This is a genomic window from Paenarthrobacter sp. A20 (assembly GCF_024168825.1).
Taxonomy (GTDB): Bacteria; Actinomycetota; Actinomycetes; order Actinomycetales; family Micrococcaceae; genus Arthrobacter.
Map to the genome: position 1 here is coordinate 16,673 of NZ_JALJWH010000003.1, position 17,323 is coordinate 33,995.

Annotated in this window: 15 protein-coding genes; 2 read left to right on the top strand and 13 right to left on the bottom strand. The window is 60.9% G+C overall.

Features of this window, described 5'->3' with window-relative positions; genetic code table 11:
• Nucleotides 1–297: 297 nt before the first annotated feature.
• The 12 genes from J3D46_RS24255 to J3D46_RS24310 all read right to left on the bottom strand — a co-directional run bounded on the left by J3D46_RS24255 (nucleotide 298) and on the right by J3D46_RS24310 (nucleotide 14,372).
• Entirely contained in the window at nucleotides 298–1,548 is a 1,251-nt protein-coding gene (locus J3D46_RS24255; RefSeq protein ID WP_253469800.1) for an RNA-binding domain-containing protein, read from the bottom strand.
• A gap of 204 nt (nucleotides 1,549–1,752) precedes the next feature.
• On the bottom strand, nucleotides 1,753–3,276 hold the full coding sequence (locus tag J3D46_RS24260) for a hypothetical protein (protein ID WP_253469803.1): 1,524 nt from the start codon (nucleotides 3,274–3,276) through the stop codon (nucleotides 1,753–1,755).
• Nucleotides 3,209–3,598: a DUF4913 domain-containing protein gene (locus J3D46_RS24265; RefSeq protein ID WP_253469806.1), complete on the bottom strand. Its 390-nt coding sequence runs from the start codon at nucleotides 3,596–3,598 to the stop codon at nucleotides 3,209–3,211. Before J3D46_RS24265 ends, J3D46_RS24260 begins: the two co-directional genes overlap by 68 nt.
• Nucleotides 3,595–5,286 (bottom strand): type IV secretory system conjugative DNA transfer family protein, encoded by a 1,692-nt coding sequence (locus J3D46_RS24270; RefSeq protein ID WP_253469809.1) that lies wholly within the window; start codon nucleotides 5,284–5,286, stop codon nucleotides 3,595–3,597. The genes J3D46_RS24265 and J3D46_RS24270 overlap by 4 nt, the downstream gene beginning before the upstream one ends.
• Nucleotides 5,283–6,923: an ATP-binding protein gene (locus J3D46_RS24275; protein ID WP_253469812.1), complete on the bottom strand. Its 1,641-nt coding sequence runs from the start codon at nucleotides 6,921–6,923 to the stop codon at nucleotides 5,283–5,285. The genes J3D46_RS24270 and J3D46_RS24275 overlap by 4 nt, the downstream gene beginning before the upstream one ends.
• On the bottom strand, nucleotides 6,920–8,482 hold the full coding sequence (locus J3D46_RS24280; RefSeq protein ID WP_253469817.1) for a hypothetical protein: 1,563 nt from the start codon (nucleotides 8,480–8,482) through the stop codon (nucleotides 6,920–6,922). The genes J3D46_RS24275 and J3D46_RS24280 overlap by 4 nt, the downstream gene beginning before the upstream one ends.
• A 28-nt stretch (nucleotides 8,483–8,510) precedes the next feature.
• Nucleotides 8,511–10,412, bottom strand: a complete 1,902-nt coding sequence (locus J3D46_RS24285) for a hypothetical protein (RefSeq protein ID WP_253469820.1) — start codon at nucleotides 10,410–10,412, stop codon at nucleotides 8,511–8,513.
• The gene (locus J3D46_RS24290) at nucleotides 10,393–11,175 is read right to left on the bottom strand and encodes a hypothetical protein (protein WP_253469823.1); all 783 of its coding nucleotides are present in this window, start codon (nucleotides 11,173–11,175) and stop codon (nucleotides 10,393–10,395) included. Before J3D46_RS24290 ends, J3D46_RS24285 begins: the two co-directional genes overlap by 20 nt.
• A gap of 3 nt (nucleotides 11,176–11,178) precedes the next feature.
• The gene (locus J3D46_RS24295) at nucleotides 11,179–11,523 is read right to left on the bottom strand and encodes a hypothetical protein (protein ID WP_253469826.1); all 345 of its coding nucleotides are present in this window, start codon (nucleotides 11,521–11,523) and stop codon (nucleotides 11,179–11,181) included.
• 13 nt (nucleotides 11,524–11,536) lie between these two features.
• Nucleotides 11,537–12,724 (bottom strand): AAA family ATPase, encoded by a 1,188-nt coding sequence (locus tag J3D46_RS24300; protein WP_253469829.1) that lies wholly within the window; start codon nucleotides 12,722–12,724, stop codon nucleotides 11,537–11,539.
• Between the two features lie 41 nt (nucleotides 12,725–12,765).
• Nucleotides 12,766–13,299 carry a hypothetical protein gene (locus J3D46_RS24305; RefSeq protein ID WP_253469495.1) on the bottom strand — a complete coding sequence of 178 codons (534 nt, stop codon included), beginning with the start codon at nucleotides 13,297–13,299 and terminating at the stop codon, nucleotides 12,766–12,768.
• Complete coding sequence (locus J3D46_RS24310) at nucleotides 13,299–14,372, bottom strand: M23 family metallopeptidase (RefSeq protein WP_253469492.1); 1,074 nt, start codon at nucleotides 14,370–14,372, stop codon at nucleotides 13,299–13,301. The genes J3D46_RS24305 and J3D46_RS24310 overlap by 1 nt, the downstream gene beginning before the upstream one ends.
• A gap of 367 nt (nucleotides 14,373–14,739) precedes the next feature.
• On the opposite strand from J3D46_RS24310, the gene J3D46_RS24315 reads away from it, so the two are divergent.
• Entirely contained in the window at nucleotides 14,740–15,075 is a 336-nt protein-coding gene (locus J3D46_RS24315) for a helix-turn-helix domain-containing protein (RefSeq protein ID WP_144651045.1), read from the top strand.
• 186 nt (nucleotides 15,076–15,261) lie between these two features.
• Entirely contained in the window at nucleotides 15,262–16,407 is a 1,146-nt protein-coding gene (locus J3D46_RS24320; protein WP_253469489.1) for a S9 family peptidase, read from the top strand.
• Here the strand turns inward: J3D46_RS24320 and J3D46_RS24325 are convergent, their stop codons facing one another.
• Nucleotides 16,408–17,322 (bottom strand): hypothetical protein, encoded by a 915-nt coding sequence (locus J3D46_RS24325; protein WP_253469832.1) that lies wholly within the window; start codon nucleotides 17,320–17,322, stop codon nucleotides 16,408–16,410.
• Nucleotide 17,323 lies beyond the last annotated feature (1 nt).

Sequence of the window (17,323 nt, forward strand, 5' to 3'; positions counted from 1 at the left end):
GCTGATCTCAAGTCCCTCAAGTAAGTCGACATTGGCCTAACATCCCAACTGAGTCATAGAACGCAGCAGACCCACCAATAGGAAGCATGATCGTACCCCCTTGATCTTTTGCGGCAAGTTCGCCAATCTTGTCGCTGAAAGAGTCCTCGGCACTCTACTCAACCTAATACCCGCCCATGCCTGTCTGTCGGCGGTAGTGCGGACGGCACATACCCAGATCAGTCGCCAAGAGTTTCGACCGTGCAGAGCGATGCCATCCGGGGCCAACTTAGAATCTCGAGGCGGTGTGACAGCCCACTAAATCCGTGCCTTCAGAATCTCGTCCCCGAGAGTCGTGTGCCCGCCCTGATTCATAACGTCCATAGCCAAACTTCTCACGGCTATCAGCGCATCTGCATCGTCCCCAACTCCCGGGAACACCCCTCTAACGGGTTCGAAGTCGTGAACGGCGATCAAGTCCTCCCGGCCCCGTAGACGTCCAAAGTTACGGAGGGTTCGGATATAGATGTTGTTCTTACCCGGCGCCTTCATCGTCAGGGACACCTCGAAATCACTCATGATGCCAAGGCTCTCCGCCGCGGTTCGTGCCAAGCTAACGATGTAGGCAGGAAGGGACTGCGCATCCATGACATGCACGTCCGTGGATAATTCGAAGTCTGGCGCACCGGACGGGCTTCCAATGAAGGCAAGGGCAACACTACCGTCATCATGAAGATCTACTACGCTCCAGGGATTGCCGTTCCTATCTTGGCCCCGGAGGCGCCACTTCCGGTAACCGACTCTAGGCCCCACCCCAGCCTCTGCCATCCCTCCGCCATCCTTGCGGAACGGATTACTGGTCCGAAGTTTGGAGAAAATATCCCCGGCAGTCTCTTCCGGAACTCGGCCGGCGTAAGCCGGTCTGGGGTTGATCGGCCTCGCAGCAGCTGCCAGCCACACCTGAGTGGGGTGAATTCCTGACAACACCTGGTCCAGAAGATCCGATGCCTGCCGCTCATGACTGCGACGGTCATCGAACCGTGCACGGTAGGCACGCTCAATCTCCCGCTCATTCATGTACACGGTTCGGGAACCCGAACGGCGTGGTGCCTTGATGGAATCACCGACCATCACCAGATGCGGTGTCTCAAAGCTTGCAGGAACCTGCATAACGACAACCGGAGAACCTCCGACGTCACTCTGGTCGTTCTTCAGAGCTGTGAACTGCAGCCCATGTACGGGCGGATGAACATGCAAATGCGCCCACCCCAAGAGCATCCTCTGAACAGCGTCGGACCAACCTTCAACCCCGACGATTTTAGCCGCGGCGCTACTAGCCCTGTCCTCCTCGACACCATACACAATGACCCCGCCGCCGACATTGACCATCGCCGCGATATCCTTGGCAAACTCTTCTGCCGCCTTGGCTTTCTGCTTATCAGGAAGAGCCGACTTCCAGTCGATGTCTATCCTCTCTGTCACCTGCTGATCCACAGCTGCCTGAATCATCGAGTACTCCAGGGGTGAGGGCGCAAGCCCCAACGCTCCGTGCAAAGGTGTGAATGCCATGATGCAGTCCTACACTGACCAAACCCGAGGCCCAAACCGGCAACGACTCCACACCGCCCTGGCCGGCGGAAGCCTGGTCGTCTAGTAGGGCATCACGCTCCATGCCCATGGAAGGAAACCAGAGGTGTGCCAGCTCCAGCGAGCTTTATGAGCCGCTGCTGAAGGCTGCGTCGAAGCTGGTTTGGGAGGCGGGGAAGTCGAAGGTTACTGAGAAAAGTGGTTGGCCGGAAGGAACTGCAAACCGTGCAAGCCGCCCTCCTTGGCCCGGGCGGAGGAGCGGACAAGATCTTTCATCCACGCTTTGCTGCCTCTGGGTTTGGGCAGGCGCAGGGGGCGCGCGGCGTCCCAGTCTGCGCCGCGTAGCAAGCGGATGATCTGGCCGGCTACCCCGGACGCTTGGCCCTGACGAAGGCTGCACCAACTGGTTTCCAAGACCCCACCTGCAACAGTCCGGATGGCATGCACAACCGGATGAACATTGCCCTGGGCGTCCGTTGCGAACAGCCAAGCAAGAATGTCCACGCCCTCGCCGATGTGAACGGCCGTGTCATGCCAAACAAGGAATGATTGTTTGGGAGGCAAAGGCCGGAGGTCTTCGTCGCGAACCGCTGTGGACAACTGGCCGACCGGGAGAAAGTACGGTTTGGCCGAGCACAGCATGTCGCCGAGTATGACGAGCTGCATCAAAATGCCTTGCGCAGAACGATCCCCGCGGTTCGCCCGGGAATAGGTAGCACCTTCAGTAAGAGGAAGGTTGTGCTGAAGCAGCAGCTGAGCCCGGAGGGCCGGGAAGTGACGTTTTTCCAAATCTGCAATTGGGGACGGCAAATCGCCGGTGACCCCAACGACATCCAGGTCATGATTGATCTTCGTGATCAGCCGTTCACAAACGGTCAACCGCACGTCGTTCGGCTGGGCTTGGGAACTCAAGTTGTTCCGGCCCAAAACAACCGGAGCCTGACTCTGCAGCAGTTGGGAGATATCTGTCTCCATCCGATCGTCGTCGATACCTAAGATGGACTCCACCGACGATGACACCCGGCCTACGCGGTGCACGTCGGAATCTTCGTACCCTGTTTCGGGACCCAGCACGGTTTCGTCTGAGACAACCGTGTCCCCAACGATTTCTGTGATTTGCAGGTTGAAGCCGGGGGTCTGCTCAGCGCCCCGGCGTAATCCTTCGATCATGATGTCGTGGTTCTGCTGCTCGGCTCGTTGCAGCGCTTCCAAGGCCAGACTAGTGATTGGTTCCGTAAGGTCTAGCCAGGTTCCCATCTTCCCGTCCGGATCCTCGCCGCCTTGGCCTACTGCATCCAAGGCCTCTGCAGCCCTGGCCTCCAACTCCGCAGGTGTATGTGCAGCTGCGGCAGCATCGATGCGGCCGAGGAGCACTGCGCCGATGATCTTCTCAGCCTCCGGATCCCGCGGAGCCAGCATGACGGCGCGCGCCGCGAGTGCAAGCTCAAGCCGGGTACCGATGTCCTGCCGAATCACGTCCTCTATAGTCGTGCCGTTTTCCAAGGATTTTGGGGCCTCCACCATCGTTTCGTGCATCTTTCTTGCCACAGAGATGAAGTGATTGGCTGTCTCGAATTTTTCGCTCATATTTTTGTCTCCCGACTCATCTGGTGCATTCACGTTTTTGTCGATACCAACGGTTTTAGGGTCTCCAGTCGGCTGGTGGGGCCACTGTTGCCAGCCGTGGTGTGTAGTCGGCGGCCCGGTCAAGGAACGCGTGCCGTCGCTGGCAGTCTTTGAAAGGCCCCTGGCCCGAGAACATCACTCGGGTGTGAGGGTCCCAATGCTGGACCCACCAAGCTGACAGGGTGTTTTCCTGGACAGCCTGCTTGTAGGCCTCATGGAGGGCCATGAGCCTTGCCACTGCTTCGGGATGCTGCCACCACTCCCGGCACCAATGCCGGTCGGAGGCTTCGTTAGGCACCGATTCAATGTCGTGGACCAGCATCTCGACCCACATCACAAACTGCTCGACTAGTTCTGTTTCGTCCGGTTCTTGCTGCTGGGGCGCATCCTCGTCGCGGGCGGTCATACCTCCACCCTCCTGACAATTTCTCCGGCTGCCGTCTTATCCGCGCGGATCTGCTCGGCGTCCTTCCGTTCCCACCACGGAGTGAGCTTCACTTTCGCGGGTTTGACGTTGCTGTAATGCATGAATGCTTCGCCCACAGGGAGCTGCTGGATGTCGTGGGCACGGATCACCGGGCGCTCTTCCTCGCTGGTGGTCCGTGATGACCCGCCTTTGCCCTGAGACGTCGAAACGCGCTGACGCTTGGTGACGCCGGCGGCTTTGGCGATCTTCTCCAATTCGTCCAGTTCCTCCAGGCCGGGCAGGAACATACGGATGGAAGAGGTGCCTCGGATGGCTGTTGCAGCCTCGTTACCCCAGCGTTGCCGGTTCTGCGCGAAGGATTGGCTGAACCCGATGACGCGGATTCCGCGGCCGCCGGAATCCGACAGGGCGCCGGCCATGTCCGGCAATGCTGCAACGTTGGGTGCTTCGTCCAGGACCATGGTGAAGACGGGCCAGAGACGGCCGCCGGGCTTGCTTTGGGAGATCCGCTGGGCTTTGCGGAACATGAAGTCGGCGAACATGGCCACCAGCGGGGCGATGGGTGAGCGTTCCCCGTCTGTCAGCAGGTAGACGGTGTTCGGCTTGGCCAGGAAGCGGTTCATGTCGAACCCTTCACCCTCTGCAGGGCTGAGCATCTGCATGGCCGTTGGTGAAGACAGTGGCTCCAGCAGGCCGGCAAGGGTTTCCTGGATGGAGTCCACCGTTTCGCCCGCGCGGGAAGTGGTCAAAGCCCGAAGACGGGCCGAGAATGCCTCTGGTGCGCCGTGGTCAATGAGGATTTCCAGCGGTTCTTTGTCCGCGAAGTTGTTGGACCACCGCACGACGTCTTCAATGCCGCGGCCACCCAGAGCTGCCGCGTGGAGGAACCTTCCCAACACTGCCGCTGCCTTGGAATTGAAGAAGTCGCCGTTCTTGACGTTCCCCATCGGCTGGGCGCCTGCCCAGGCTTTGGCACGGGCCAGCGCTTCGTCAGGGTCTTCACACCCGGCAATCACGTTCCAACGAACCTTGTTCGGCCAACCGGAAATGTCCTGAAGGTCAAAGACTTCCACCTGCCCGCGGCGTTGCCGTGCGACGGCCGTCAACATCAGCACATCATTCTTCGTCGATGTCGTGACCACCGGCCCCGGAGCGTCCAAGATGATGCCCACTGCCAGGAAGAGCGACTTACCGGAGCGCTGCGGCGCGAAAACCCACATGGAATCCTCATGCTGCACATACAGAGTTTGGCCGTCCAGCTTGCACAGGGCAACGATCATTTCATCGTCGGTTGCGTCCTCTGGAAGTTCCAGAGCCTGCCGGGCCTTGGCCAGCGCTGCCTTCCTGCCCATCCGTGGTTCCAGATCCTTGTACCTTGGCAAACCGTCGTCCTTCGGCTTTCTGCCCCCGAGCACGATGGTGATAAACGCAATTCCGAGGAAAGCAAGAATTGCGAGCACGATCAGTATCCATGTCGCGGCTCCTGGCCAGGCGAAGGTGCCTTCCTTGAACCGCGCCACCAACTCCGTGAAGTTCGTCCAGGGCATTCCCGTCGGTGTCAGGAACTCACCAAGAAAAGCGGAGACCCATGCGAGGCCCGCCAGCACGACAACGAAGCCGGCGAGGCCGAGCTTCATCAACGTGTCTGTTGAGGTTTGTTTGCTCATGCGGGGATGACCTCCATGGCGTCGTCGGTGATGGATTCTTCGGTGAACGCGATGGTGGAGGTGGATTTCATGGCCCCGTCCGTGTCGGTCAGCTCGACTTCCAACGGGCTGCGGACGTGGATGGCTTCGAAGGGATCGTATTGGTCGATTTTGAACAGGCAGGTGCCCTTGACCAGTTTGGTGATCACTTCGGCTGTCCCGACCGGGAGGGTGAACATCTCTTCGCAGGCCAGCGCGTCGGCGCTCTTTTGCTGCTTGTACAACAGGACCGTGCCGCACTCCTTAAGCATGGAGATCGCCGGACTGTCCTGCGGGATGTCGGAGATGTGGTGGAACGCGAACTGGCACGACAGGGACAGCGCTCGGGAGAGCTTGGTGTTGCGTCGGGTGACCGTGGCCACCGACCCTTGGACGGTGTGCCAAGCCTCTTCAATCAGCAGCACCGTGGGGACTGCTTCTTCCTGCCGGTAGAGGGTGTTCGCCAGCCAGGTGTTAATGATCGTCATGACGATCGGCAGCGCAGGGCCGTCTTCCGGGAGTAGCGACACGTCGAACACTGTCAGGCCGGCGTTGAGCTGGATATCCGCGCTGGTCTCCCCGTCGATCAGACCGGCCAGGTCATCCTCGATCATGCGTTCAAGCTCGAAGGCCGGATCCTGCCCCCATTCGCGCAGCTCTTCCACCGTCAGGTTCGTGGCCTTCGCGGCATCTTCATTGGGCGCGTAGAGGGCTTTGAGGACGTGCCCGATGTGCGCGACTTCCCCGGCCTTCTTCGCCTCCGTCAAAGCCTGCCGGTGCGCCATGCGGACGGCTTTGCCTTCCTTGGGAGTCATCGGCCGACGGAGGGCTTCTTCCATGACGGCACGGACCAGCATCGACTGACCGGCCGGGGTGCGGAACGCTTCGGCGCTGTCGTGGGTTTCCTCATTCAACCGGGCAGCAATACGGGGATCGAGGATGTTGATCCGGGATCCGCCACCACCGATGCTGAACCGGACCGGAGCAACGCCGAGCTTCCGCGCAAGCGGTGTGTACTCGCCGCCGCCGACGTCCTTCTGGTACTTCTTATCGATCACCACGACGCGGCGGCCGAGGATCAGCTGACGCAGCACGCCCCAGGTTTTCATGGCCGAGGACTTCCCCTGCCCGAGGTCACCGATGTAGCAGACGTTCGGGGATTCGAGGGTGTCACCGTACGCGGTGAACGGGTCATGGACGATCATCCAGCCGGAACCGGCGTCCACGCCGAACACCAAGCCGCGGTGCGACGTCGGCGGGGACGCAATCGCCATATGCGAGAACTCCATCTGACGCGTCGAAGACGCCACACCCGGGGCTGCCGGGTCATAGAACCCCAGCTTCGACGCGAAAGCCCACTTACGTTCGTGGTGCCACCGCGTTGTGGCGTTCGCTTTGGCCTCGACCAGCTCACGCTCCTTGGCTTCCTTCTTCTCAGCCTTCTTCACCGCACGCTTGCTCAACGGCTTATTGCGGCGCAACCCTTCGGCCGCCGTATCGGCTGCAGCTGCTTCCAGCTCAAGCTTCCCGGCGCGGGCCTGTGCCCTGACGGTCCGCTTGGATTTGCTGGCCACAGCCCACGGCAGGCGCAAACGCTTGACATCGTTCGTGGTGCTCATCGGATTCCCCTCGTGAACGGCATGGTGGTGATCAGGGCAAGGTCGTTGCGGTGGTCCAGCCAGTCAATGAACTCGATACCGGCATCGGAAGCTGCTGCCTCAACGATGTCGGTGGTGGACAGGATCTCGTTCGCGTCTTCCACCGCGAAAGAGATATACAGCCCGTAAGCCGCGCCGTGATGGCCGGAGCCGGGCTTCAGATCCAGGAGGCGTTGGTGGGAGGCCCCCATCAGCACTTCTTCGGTGCCATCGGTGACGACACCGGATTTGGCGACTTTGTTGCCTGTTGCCCTGTCCATGGCGGCATCTGAGCGAGCCTTGGACCGGGCGCTGCGGGCGTCTTCAAGTTCCATGACCATGGACACCGAGTGCACCACGGCGGGCTGGATGCCGCTGATGATCGCTTCCAACGCCTCGACCGGGATGGGTGCGGGACTGAATGCAGGGGCCGGCACGTAGCCGGTGCGGATGTGCCAGTGGTCATTCACTACCACCGAGATGGGCGACGCTGCGCCGTCAAGGTGCTGCCAGCAGTCCATCAGGTTGGCACCGTCGTAGTCGTCAATGTCGAAGTCCGGGTCCTGCAGGTGACGCAGCAGCGCGGCCATGGCCTGGGGGCCAAGGGGCCGGGAGTTGGTGATCGAACCCATCATGGACGCTTGGGCCATGGCTGAGCGGATTTCCTGGTAGATCGCCTGACCGATGGCTTCGTCCCCTGATCCGTACGCTTCCGCGCGGCGGTACAGTGCCGGGGATCCGGGGATCCGGAACGTCTCGTAGGTACGGTGCTGTTCGGAGCGTGAGCGGGTCGTCTCGCACAGCTCGCCGTAGGACTCCAAGAGGATCCGTGGAACATTCTGTGCGACGCGTTTTTTGACCCACAGCAGGTGGTCGGCCGAGTCCATCGGCACGGCGCGGGCGAGGGTCTGGACATGGGTGACCAGGGACTGTCGGCGGGCCAACCGGGCGAGGTACTGGCCACGGGCGACGTGTCCTGATTCTTTCCGGTATTCCTCCCGGATTCCCGAGGACGAACCCATGACCTCCATCGTGGCCGTGTAGTAGGACTTCTTGACCTTGCCCTGATGCCGGAAGATGACCAGCGGCCCTTCCGGGGTGTCGATGGCGAAGTGGCGGACGGTGCCCACCATGAGCGGTGCATTGTCCTTGTGCCGGACAGGGACTTCGATCATGCCGTTCTCGTCGGCGCGGTCACTGTCCTTTTTCCCGGCCTTGATCATCCGTGTCTGCGGGCGGTCCTTCACCGGGACGTAGACCAGGGACTTGTTCTTGACGCGGACCTTCTTGTGCCGGATCTCCACGAAAATGGCGCCGAGGGAGCGGTGGCCGGAGAGCTTGTTGGGCGTGGTCAGGATGACTCCTGCCAGAACCAACACCGCGGCGAGGATCAGGGCGACGATCTGGCTGCCACCGGCCAGAATGATTATCAGTGCGGCACCGATGGAGACGGACAGGCCGATCCATTCCGGTGCCGTCCGGTTTCCCCCGAACAGGCCACGGCTCTGGACCTCGCCGCCGACAACAACCATTCTTCCCATGACTACCTACTCCTTGCCTGTACTTCTCTTACCGGCCACTGATGTGGTCGGTATCCGGCGCCATCGAACGGGCAGAACGCTGCCCGCGCATGGAGGCCTGACGTGCCGCTTCCCGGCCTGCCAGCAGGAACGCCGTCGCGCCGCCGGCTGCGACCTTCGCGGATCCCCGGCCCACTGCCCCGGCACCGGTCTTCAGCGCTTGTGCTGCCTTTGCCCTGCCGGTTCCGGCGCGGTCTGCCTTCTGCAGCTCCCCGATCGTGCGGGTTTCCGGCTGCCCCTGGGCCTGACTGCCTTGACGGTCTTGGCCCGCGGAAGAAGTACTCTGCTCGTTGGGAACCCTGGAGGCTGCACTGCGGCGTCCGGAGATGCCGGAGCCGTTCGATCCAAGTCCGGAACCGCCCTGGCCCTCTGATTGCGGTGTCATCGAAGATGGGCCCTTCATGGCCGCCGCGCCGCTATAAGGACCTCCGCCACGGTTTGCTCCGGACTGGACTTGGGCGGTCCGTTTCTGCCTGATTGCCGAGGAGATCGCCGCGCCTGCTCCGGCGACCATTGCTGGCCCGGCGATGGACTGGCGGCCCTCACCAAGGCTGGTCGAGGACGCTGGCATGATCGGGACGAACTTGTAGAGCATCGGCAGGGCGAAGGCCAAGACGCACATCGCGGCAGCGGCCAGGAACACCGATGTGGCGTTCACCATGCCGTCGTCCACACCCTCACCACTAAAGGCTGGTCGGGTGGAAATATAACTGAACACCGCACCCATGATCAGCAGCAGCAACGGTTTCGAGAAGGAAATGCCGAGCCACAATGAGGCGATCTTGCCTACTCGTTGGCGGTATTTCGGGTGGATCAATAAGCCGATCATGATCGCGATACCCAACCCCAGCAGATACAGGGCCAAAGGTTGTAGCGCGAGCAACCCGAGCATGGCCCAGGCTGAGATGAACAATAGACCGAACAGCAAGACAGCCGCCAGGGGTCCGAATGCGCCGCTGGACTCATAGGAGGCGAATCGGGAGATAGCGACACCGAAATCCGTGACCCTGCTTGAGGTCCAGAACGTGATCCCTTCAGTGATGCCGCTCATCCATCCGTTGATCACGTAGCCGATCGGAGGACCGAACAGCACCAGGATCATGGATAGAGGTCCGTACCAGAACAGCGAGTCCCGGACGGATTCCATGTCGATCTCTTCGTTCGAGACGTCTTTCCAGAGCTTGAAATACATCAAACCCATGACGATGATGCCGATTCCGGAAAACAATGCCCACGTTGCGCGGAAACCGTCGTCAACCACAAATTCGGAGACCTTCAACAGGTTGTTCAGCACCTCGTTGGTGGACTTCACGCCCTCGGCCTTAACCGTGTTAGCGAAGTCCTCGAAGCCATTTTTCGCGTTCGCGATGAACGCCACGGTATCGACCGTGCCCAGGACGACCTGACCGCCCGGCATCGCCGAGATGGCCGTCCGCATCACCACGCCGGCAATCGGGGCGAACTTACTGAATACAGCCCCTTGGGCGCACCAGGCGGTACCCGAATCCGGCGCACCGACATTTGGAAGCGCGGCGCAGAACGGGACGGTGTTTTTCCCGTCGTAATCCAGCACTTTTTCGGGTGTGGTCAGGAAGGTGCCGAAGGCTTTGGCAGAGACGTTCTCACAGTCGTTTCCGCCCATGAGTCCGAAGAACCACGGATCGGCACAGACTGACTTGCCCAGTTCCTGGTTTAGCCGGTCCTTGATTTTGACGCGTTGGTCCTCAGGCAGACCAGCGAGGCGCTTGAGTTGGTCGGCGTTCAGTTTCTCGGACTTGCTCACTTCGTCGGCTGCCTGTGCGGGACCGGCGACGATTACCCCAAAGCTGAGGAACAACGCCAGAAAGACTGCGACCAGGCGGACGGTACTGCTAACGCTTAGCGTTTGCATACTCAACCCACCCTTCACGGGTCTTGTCCTTGAAGAAGGAGTTGACCAGATCGTCCCGGAGAACCGGTGTGGCTTCATCATCCATATTGGTTCCCACGCTCATCGGGCCGGCGTCCTTGACCCTGCCGCCGAAATCCTGGCCATTTGCGACAATCGCAGCATCGGCAACCTTCCAATCGCCATCCCAAACCAGTGCAAAGGTGACCGTTTGGAAGAATGCACTTGGAGCTGCCTTAACGTTGGCGCTGGTGGCCCCAAAGAACACCTGAACCACAGCAGCCTCCTTAGGTTCGCAACTGGCAACCCGGTACAGACCACCAGCGGCAACATCGGAGCGGTAAACCCAGCCACCGTCAAAAGACAGACTGGATAGTTCCTTTGAAGTGGTCAGAAGATCCCCTTTTGAGGTGATCTTCTCCGTCCAGGCCCCAGCCTTACCAACCTCAGCCAAGGTCTTTTTCTGCTGAGCCCAGGTGGAGACGTTTACGTCCTCGATGAGGTGAATGTAATTGGCGGCGGCTTGGGCGGCTGAGTCGCAGCTGCCGTTGTAGCCGGTGATGGTTTTACCATCGCTGGCGGTTTTGGTCCCGCCTTCGCCGATCTTGATTCCGGAGACGGGGAACCCGAACTTTCCGGAGGCCTGAAGTGCCCCGGGGTCATCCTGCTTGGCTGCCGGTGCTGGTGGGTTCAGAAGGACGACGGCAACAGCGATAACTAGGATCACCGCCCCCAATGCTGTGAGGAGTTTCCAGTGCTTCCGCATAGGTTAGGCCCCTGCTGCCGTGGCGAGTGCCAGGATGCCGCCGATGATGACGCTGGCTCCAGCTGCGGCACCGAAGGCGATGCCGGTCTTCTTGGCCCCTGATGCGCCTTCTTCGATGTCGTCGGAGTGGCCGCGGTTGCGGGCGACGCCCCACTTCATGAGGTTCCAGAGGAAGGCGCCGGCGAGGAGAACCAGTACGAGAGCCCAGAGGGCACCGAGGATCATTTGGACAGCTCCGGTGAACTTCACACCGAGGACGTCGATGCTAGGTGTCACGCCGTCCAAGGGGTTGTCTATGGTGGGTACGGCGCTGCGGATGATGATTTCGTTGCGGATCGTGGTGAACATGATTATTGGTTCCTTATCGGTTGATGGTTTTGATGGAGGTGGCGCGATCGATGGCCAAGAGGCCTTCAGCGATTTCCGCTGATGCGCGCTCGAAGGCGCGGCGGGCCGGGTCGCCGACGAGCTGCCAGTCGATGATCGAGCCGGTATCCAACGCCCCGTCATACGGGATGTCGATCAGGACCCGTACCGCGGAGGCAAGGTTCTCGCGAAGCTCCGCCTGCTCGGCTGCGGAGACTTTCGCCCCGCCGCCCTGGGTGACCAGCACGACGGCGTTCCTCACCAGGTCCTTGTAGTGAGGGTTGCCGGTGCGCTCGGACATGGATTCGAGCTGTTCGATCATCCGCAGGGCCGAGACGACAGCGTTGCGCTTGAGCGTCGTGGGGATCACGAGCTGGTCGGTGACCTCGATCGAGGCGAGCCAGTTCGCTGAACGGGTGTTGTTCCCGGTGTCCACGATGATGGTGTCGTAGAAACGGCTGACCACCGTGTGGATGCGGTTGAACTCGTCGGCACCAATGGATTTCATCCGGTCCGCGTCCTCGTCCGCGACCAGGACGGAGAACTGGTTGTTGCCCTGATGGCGGGTGTAGTAGGACAGCTCGCCCTTGCGGGCGGTGACGGTCTCGAAGGACTCCAGGACGTTCAACAGATCCCAGACCGTCCGGGTGGAGTCGTTCGCGTTGGTCCGGACGCCTGCGGTGCCCATCATCTCGTTGTTGTCCCACACCAGCGTCTGCTGGCCGGAGTGGATCCCGAACGTGGAACCAAGCCCGACGCTGCACATCGTTTTGCCCACCCCGCCCAGGGGCTGGGCGACCATGATCTGCATCGGGCGGGAGTACACCCGCTGGATCGCGGACAGGTCCGCCCGGCGTGCCAGCTCGGCCGCGCCTACCTTGGGACTGATCAGACCGAAGCTGACCGCCCGCAGGAATGCCTGCCAGCCGGTGGCCGGCGGCAGCTGATCGTTCACATTCTCCTTGCGGAGGACAGCGGCACTGCGGCGCCCGCTGACCAGCGGAGCCTCCCGGTGCAGGTCCTCCACCACAGGGGTTTCAGCCTTTGCTACTGCGGCCGGTTCGGCATCCGGGACTGCGTGGATGATCGTGGCCGGGTCCGTGGTGGTCGCTTCGGGTTCGGTGTCGGTCAGGCTGATGGGTGCGCGGCTCTTCCGTTCGCTTCCCTGCCAGTTTGTGCTCATCGGATGGTTCCTCTCGCTCGTTTCAGGTTCGGTGGGTTGATTCATGAGGTCGGGTCGTGCGGGGAGATGGCTGTTACCAGCCAGGGCTGCTGCTGTCCGGAACGGTGCAGGAGCATCGTCCAGCGGCCCGCATCGGTGGAGAACGTTGCCGTGACCGTCAGCGGATTGTCGGCGTCCCTGCTGATCGCAGGTCCATCCGTGACTTTGCGGATGGGCACCCGGGCCGGGTCGATGTACTTCGCATCCTCGGCGTACTCCGGTGCGAGATGAGGGGCCAGCTCAGCGAACCAGGTTGTCTCCGGAACATCGGGACGGGCGAACAGGCCCATGACCTTGGCTGCAGTGTCCTTGACCGACTTCTCCGCGCCGGCGTCCCACGTCACCTCCGGGACCCCATAGTGCTCATCGGCGCCGTGGTCGTGGCCGTCGTCGGCATGATGGCTCTCCTGGCCTGCCTGTCCTGCGTTCACCGTGGGGGTCGAATCGGCTGCCGGTTCGGTGCCGGCGTTTCCGGCGCAGGCACTAAGCGAGAGCGCGGCGGCCAGTGCGGCGGTGAGTGCGAGGTGCTTGCGCATCAGAGAATGCCTTTCTCTTTCATGATCGGAGTCGGGTCGATGGTGGGATTGATCGGAACCATGGGGTTGGGCAAGGCGCCGGCGAAGAACTCCATGTGGAGGTGGCGGCCGGTGACGTTGCCCGTCGCGCCCTCGGTGCCCAGCGGTGTTCCGGCGGCCACGGTGTCACCTTCTTTGACCTTCACCGACCCGGCTTCCATGTGGTACATGCCGATCGTGAGCTTCCCATCCACTGTTTGACCGGTCACCCCGGTGCCGAACAAGCCATCGAGGTTGCGGACCTTGACGATCTTCATGTCCGTCAGGGCCACTATCGTTCCCGGCCCTCCGGGGTGAACGAAGTCAATGCCGTAGTGGAAGTTGGCCAGCACGCCCCCGGCGGTGCCGGGCGGTGCCGCACGGGGACCGTAGCCACTGCTGTTGATCGCCCCTTCCATGGGCTTGACCCACTTACCGGCCAAATCCCCGACAACCTGGTTGCCTTCAGCCGGGCACACGCCGGACGGGTCCACCGTTGCGCCGGATTCCCCACCCAAGGCTTTGAAGACTTCAGTCGCCTGTGCCCGGAACTTCGTGTAGTGGTTCGGGTCCGCGTTCCGCTGTGCCCTGTGAATGGCGATGGTAGGTTCGAGGGTTTCCCATCCCTCCACTCGCTGGAGGGCTTTGAAGAAGTTCGTCGCCGAAATGGTGGGGTCCATCCGGTCCGCATAAGAACCCCACGCGCCATTGGCACGCTGCTGGAACAACCCACGGGAATCCGGGCCTGCCCCGTCCCCGTAGTCAACGACGCGGAGTGTGGATTCACCGATTGCGGTTTGGATCCCGATCAGCTGCGCCGCGACCGGGAGCTTGAGGGACTTGGCCGCGTTCATGATCGCCTGGGCGTTCTTCATCTGCTCAGCATCAAAGCCAGCCACTCCCCCCGCAGGGGCAGGACCAGCGGCCACGCCCGCAGGTGCAGCACACGATGATGCCGCCTGCGCCGGATCACTGTCATCCAGGACGACAGTGACAAGGCCAACGGTTAGCAGCGCAACGATCGATGCGCCGGTAATGACTTTGCGGGCGGTCATCGCTTCACCACCGAACGTACCTGCGGCAGTTAGGCAGTGACGCGTTCAACGGCCGCTGTGTACCGAACGGCAGCATGTTCTTCAAAACCTGTCCCTCCCCCATGGGCATCGCTTCTTGTCTACTGCCAGCTACTGACAATCAAGTCCACGCTGGCGTGCCATTCTTCTCTCGCTCCAACCAAAATGCTTGTCACATCGTCAGCATGAGACGCATCTCGTCCTTCGGCAGGATCCCCCTTCCGAAGGACGTTGCGCCTCCTTCTTTCGAATAAGGCCTACAATTTGACTGTAGCTCAAAGTTGATCATTTAGCGATACACTTGAATCTGCGGCTCAGAGCTATCCGAATAATCGGGCAAGATAGACGCATGCCGCGCCTCATCCAGCCCAATCATCCGCAGGAGGTTGAGGCAGCCATCGAAGTTCTCGGAAATCGAGCCCACGCGGCCATACTGCGTTACCTGCATCAGAACGGCCCCTGCACCACCGGCGAAATCCTCAAGGGGATTGTCCTGGACGACAACAGGAAGCTGACCCGACCCAGTCTTCAACACCACCTGGAAGCCCTCGAAGCTTCCGGTGCCGTCACGGCGGACTTTCCCGCAGGTCAACGGCATGGCAAGCGCGTGAAATACGAGGCCAATATTGATGCCGTGGAGTTCGAGATGCTTCCTGCCTATGTCAACTACCTCCGCGGTAGATGAACGCCGCAGTCATAACAAGCTTTGTCAAATAGCAATACCTTCTTGCTTCACTAAGCACGTTACATGCCTGTAGTGAACATGTGCAACGCCTGTAGTGAGCATGACCTACGCCGTCGCCAGGCAGTAAGGACGTTACGATGTCTGGGTCCCATTTCCCCTTGATCCGCCTTGGAGGACGAAGACCCAATGCTGACGAAACGGAGCATCCTGAGCTGCTTGGCGTTCCTTGTGCCGGCTGCAGGGCTATCCGGGTTCGCCGTCGTCATGGCTCGGAAAATCGTCAAGCGAGGCCCAAAGGACTACCGCCGGGCAGAGATGGTGGACGGCGGACGTCGCGTCCGCCTTGACTTGGACGACTACACCAAAGCCCCAGGTGACTTCGGCGTGTTCGACCCCATGACGGCCAAATACACGCGAGTCGGTGAGGTCACCCTGATCGACGAGGAACAAAAATTCGTCGAAAGGCTGCTCGACCAGTCAAGCTCTACGTCTGGCGGTCTGGGCCCAATCGTCGATTGGACCCCGGACGTGTTTTTCGAACCCGCTGCTGTCCGCGGACTCTATCAAGAGGTGGATGTCCCCACAGAGTACGGTGCGGCGCCGGCATGGCTATTTGAAGGCGCAGATACGGACGTGTGGGTGATCCATATCCATGGCAGCTGGACGGACCGCTCGATCATGTTTCGAGATGTCCACGCGTTCAGCTCCTTAGGATTCACATCTCTGGTTCCCACATTTCGCAGCGACGCCGAGGTCAGCCCGCCACAGGCAGACTCGAGTCACCTGGGGCAAACAGAATGGCGTGACGTGGAAAGCGCCGTGGCCTATGCCGTTGCCCACGGAGCCAATCGCATCATCCTCTCCGGCTGGTCAATGGGTGGGACCATGGCCCTACTCACAGCAGAGCGCAGCGCCCACCGGGACAGGATCGTCGGGCTCGTCCTGGTAGGTCCCGTCACCAGCTGGCGGAGAGCCATTACAGCAGGAGCAGTGCGGGCCCGGGTGCCGGCGGTTGGTGCAGACCTTGTTATGCGCCTGTTGGGTACCCCCGTGTTCGCGAGAATGCTGGGGCTGGAAGAACCAATTGATTTCGATGCGCTCGACTGGGTCGACGTAGCCAGCAGGGTGGATGTCCCTACCCTGGTCTTGCACTCGACCGCTGATCAAGAGGTCCCTTGGGAGATCTCGGCCGCGTTCCAACGCGCGAATCCGGCCACCGTCACCTTGATAGCACTACCCAAGGCCCACCACACCCAGGAGTGGAACGCCTCGCCGTCTACCTTCACCAACGAACTGACGAGGTGGGTCAGCAAGACGATCATGACCGAATAGCTAGGTCCGCTCGTCCAGCTTGGCTTCTATTTGGCTGATCCTGCCTTGAACAGAGTCCGGGAAGTCCATCAAGTTCACCCGCTCGTAGTTGTGCAGAACAATGAGGCTTTTGTAGACGCCGTTTTCGAGCGTTTCATTGAAGAGATCCCAGGCCGGACTGACTCGTGACCGATCGGCACGGACCTGCATCCTCAAAGCGGTCAGCCACAGAGCATCGATCATCCAGAGACGCAATCTGGGTAGCTGCTTCGACAGGAAGAGAATCAGCCATCCCGCGGCGGTCACTGAAAGGCCTACGTAGAAAAGGCGGTCAAACCAGGCACCGATATCTCGGGCTAGGGCGTCCCAGGGCGAGAAGTAGAACAGCACCACGTATGTGATGTGGCACGAAACGGCGACCGCAACCACCAGCAGGCCCGCTGAGAATGTGGCGTACAGTCCCTTGGCTTTGTGCCGAAGCATGTGGATGATTCTGAGGACGGTGAACAACAGCGCGAGCATGTATATGCCGCTGTACACGGCGGTAGCGAGCTGGTCCATGCGGGTATCGATGAAGTCCGCGGCCGTTGGAGCTTTGTCCTGAATCAGGGTGAAGCTGGCAACCATGATGGGAATGCTCAGCAATGGCGAGTAGTAGGTCCATCTGATTATGGGTACGTTCGCCAGACGCCGCACGCTGTCGTTGAAGAAGAAGATTGCCAGGAGCGCGAAGACGGCCTGGAGCAGGTTCGTCACATTGATGCCACCGAGGTAGCGGTCAATATCCTCCAACGGTGTAACCGTTCCCAGAACATAGAGTGCCGCGAGCCCGAAGATCGATGCCACCCACGAGGCGCGGGATTCCGGGACCTTGACCACCGAGGGGATCCGAAGGAGGCATAGGGCGCTCAGCAGCGCAAAGAGCAACAGTTTCATG